Source organism: Rhodococcus sp. (in: high G+C Gram-positive bacteria) (assembly GCF_049591685.1).
In the GTDB taxonomy this organism is placed as follows: domain Bacteria; phylum Actinomycetota; class Actinomycetes; order Mycobacteriales; family Mycobacteriaceae; genus Rhodococcoides.
Genome location: NZ_JBAWFH010000473.1, coordinates 1 through 3,066 on the forward strand (window position 1 = coordinate 1; position 3,066 = coordinate 3,066).

Below are 3,066 nucleotides of genomic sequence, written 5' to 3' on the forward strand. Positions count from 1 at the left end.
GGTCTGGACACTGTGAGCCCAGAACTGACGAGAGACCTGAAACTGCTCGTTGACGTTGAGCGCCTTGGCAATGTCGACCGAGCCGTCTTTGTTCTGCGGGGTGTAGTTCAACTCGCAGAGGGCCGAGTGTCCGGTGCCTGCGTTGTTCCACGCGTCGCTGCTTTCGGCGGCGGCGGCGTCGAGTCGCTCGTACACGTCGATCGACCAGGTCGGCTCCAGCTGCTTCAGCAGGGCCCCCAGGGTCGCACTCATGATTCCGGCGCCGACCAGAACCACGTCGGTCTTCACCCGCTTGCCGTGCTCGTCGTTCGAGCGCTGTCCGTCTGACCGCTGTGGTGTTGACACTGGAGAATCGACTTCCTTGTCTGTGAGTTCTCGTATTCGACGAGTTCTGCTTCAGGTGGCGGTTACGTTACCCGGCTGTACATACCCGTTTTCACGCGCGTGAAATGCCCTGCCCCGATTGTGCTCCTCGTTGCCTTCCATCAGCGCCCACTACAGTTGTGATCTGTGACTACCTGGGTGCCCGATATCCTCGGCGACGGCTATGAGCAGACGACCATCGACCTCGGAAGGGATCCAGACGGTGAAGGTCGGGTTGTTGCCACACTCGTCCGCTATCAACCTGCCGATGCGACGCCGGTCGCGCGGGCGGTGATCTACGTCCACGGCTTCACCGATTACTTTTTCCAACAGCACATGGCCGAGCATTTCTCGGCGAAGGGCTTTGCTTTCTACGCGTTGGATCTGCGCAAATGTGGGCGCTCTCTACGGGAGGGGCAGACTCCGCACTTCGTGACCGACTTGGGTCTGTACGACGAGGAGCTGAGCGAGGCGCTGTCGTTGGTGCGTGCCGACAACGGTGACGGTTCGGTGGTGCTGGCCGCACATTCGACCGGCGGTTTGATTCTTCCGCTGTGGCTCGATCGACTGAATCGCCGCGAGGGCGGGACCGCCGAACTCGGCATCGATGGGGTGATCCTCAACAGCCCGTGGTTCGACCTGCAGGGCCCGCCCGCCATTCGAAGCGTCGGTACAGCCGCCATCGACGTCATAGGCCGGGTCAAGTCGAAGACGCCGGTGCCCGGCCAGGGGCTCGACACCTACGGTTTGTCCCTCGCCAAGGACCACTACGGCGAGTGGGACTATAACCTCGAGTGGAAGCCGCTGGCAGGCTTCCCCATCACCTTCGGGTGGATTCGCGCGATTCGGCGCGGGCATGCCGCGCTGCACCGCGGGCTCGACATCGGGGTTCCGTCCCTGATTCTTCGGTCGAAGGTGACGCACTTCTCCCGTAAGTACAGCTCGAACGTCGATGTCGCCGACGCCGTGCTCGACGTCCGGCAGATCGCGCGGTGGGCGGGATGTCTCGGCGACCGCACCACCGTGGTCCCCATCGAGGGAGCCCGTCACGACGTGTTTCTGTCGCAGGAGACGCCTCGTCGACGGGCCTTCGAAGAGGTCGACCAATGGCTGGACTGGCTGTACCGCAGCGCCCACATCGACCGCGAGAGCGGCGGCAACCACAACGAGACAGGCGCGATGGCATGAGCGAACACCGGCACTTCGACCTGGCGATCATTGGTTCGGGATCGGGTAACTCCGTCCCGGACGAACGATTCGGCGATATGAGCATCGCTTTGTTCGAGGAGACGACGCCGTTCGGCGGCACCTGCCTCAACGTGGGCTGTATTCCGACCAAGATGTTCGTCTACGCGGCCGAGGTCGCGCAGACCATTCGCGAATCAGAGCGCTACGGCATCGATTCGTCCATCGACGGGGTTCGGTGGACGGACATCGTCGACCGAGTGTTCGGGCGAATCGACCCGATCGCGGCAGGCGGCAAGAACTATCGGGAGAGCGGCAGCCCCAACGTCACTCTGTTCTCCGGGCACGCGACGTTCGTAGGACCGCGAACGATCGATACCGGAACCGGTGAGATCATCACGGCGGACCAGGTCGTCGTTGCTGCCGGTTCGAGACCGGTGATCCCTCAGCAGGTCGTCGACAGTGGCGTCCCGTTCCACACCAACGACGACATCATGCGGCTACCGGCGCTCCCCGAGCATCTCGTCATCCTCGGATCCGGTTACATCGCTGCGGAATTCGCCCACGTCTTCGGTGCTTTGGGGTCAACGGTGTCTCTCATCGCGCGCAGGGACAATCTTCTGCGGGCGCTCGATACCGACGTCTCCGACAGGTTCACCGAACTCGCGCAGAAGAACTGGGACGTGCACCTCAACGCAGGCGAGACGATTGCCGTCTCCGACGGCGACCGAGTCGGGGTCGAGCTTCGCGACGGAACACGGGTACTCGGTGACGCGCTCCTCGTGGCCGTGGGACGGGTGCCCAACGGGGACCGCATCGGCGCAGAGGCGGGCGGCATCGAACTCGACGACGAAGGCCGCATCGTCGTCGACGAGTTCGGTCGCACGACCGCCGAGGGGGTGTTCGCTCTCGGCGACGTGTCCTCGGACTACCAGCTCAAGCACGTTGCCAATCACGAGGCGCGCATGGTCCAGCACAATGTGCTGCAACACCAGTGGGACGACACAGCCAAATTCAGGGCGTTCGATCATCGTTTCGTGCCGGCAGCAGTGTTCACGCATCCGCAGATTGCAGAGGTCGGAATGTCGGAGGCGCAAGCGCACGAGGCCGGCTTCGAGGTGGCGGTGAAGATCCAGAACTACGGAGACGTCGCCTACGGCTGGGCCATGGAAGACCGCGAGGGCTTCTGCAAGATCGTTGCCGAGAAGAAGACGGGCCGAATTCTGGGCGCACACGTCATCGGCGAGCAAGCCCCGACCGTTATTCAACCGCTGATCCAGGCGATGAGTTTCGGCACGACGGTTCAGGACATGGCGAGAGGACAGTACTGGATCCACCCGGCTCTCACCGAGGTCGTGGAGAACGCCCTCCTCGGCCTCGACATCTGACCTCTACAACTGGCGTCCGCCCTACCAGGGGCTGGTGCGAAGAACGATCTCGGTGGCCAGCTCGGCGGTCGCGTCGGACGGGACGTTGCCGACACCGTCGAGCTGAACCACCCGGAAGTCGCCGTAGACC

At 63.3% G+C, this 3,066-nt stretch carries 3 protein-coding genes and 1 pseudogene; 2 read left to right on the forward strand and 2 right to left on the reverse strand.

Features of this window, described 5'->3' with window-relative positions; all coding sequences use genetic code 11:
- The coding region (locus tag WBQ44_RS19565) for a malate:quinone oxidoreductase (protein WP_495568328.1) at positions 1-345 on the reverse strand (345 nt) is incomplete at its 3' end.
- A 165-nt stretch (positions 346-510) separates the two neighbouring features.
- On the opposite strand from WBQ44_RS19565, the gene WBQ44_RS19570 reads away from it, so the two are divergent.
- Positions 511-1,551, forward strand: coding sequence for an alpha/beta hydrolase (locus WBQ44_RS19570; RefSeq protein ID WP_495568329.1), 1,041 nt, complete (start codon positions 511-513; stop codon positions 1,549-1,551).
- On the forward strand, positions 1,548-2,936 hold the full coding sequence (mtr, locus tag WBQ44_RS19575) for a mycothione reductase (protein WP_495568330.1): 1,389 nt from the start codon (positions 1,548-1,550) through the stop codon (positions 2,934-2,936). The genes WBQ44_RS19570 and mtr overlap by 4 nt, the downstream gene beginning before the upstream one ends.
- A gap of 21 nt (positions 2,937-2,957) precedes the next feature.
- On the opposite strand, the pseudogene WBQ44_RS19580 reads toward mtr, so the two are convergent.
- Positions 2,958-3,066, reverse strand: a pseudogene (locus tag WBQ44_RS19580) (alpha/beta hydrolase); the annotation flags it as partial.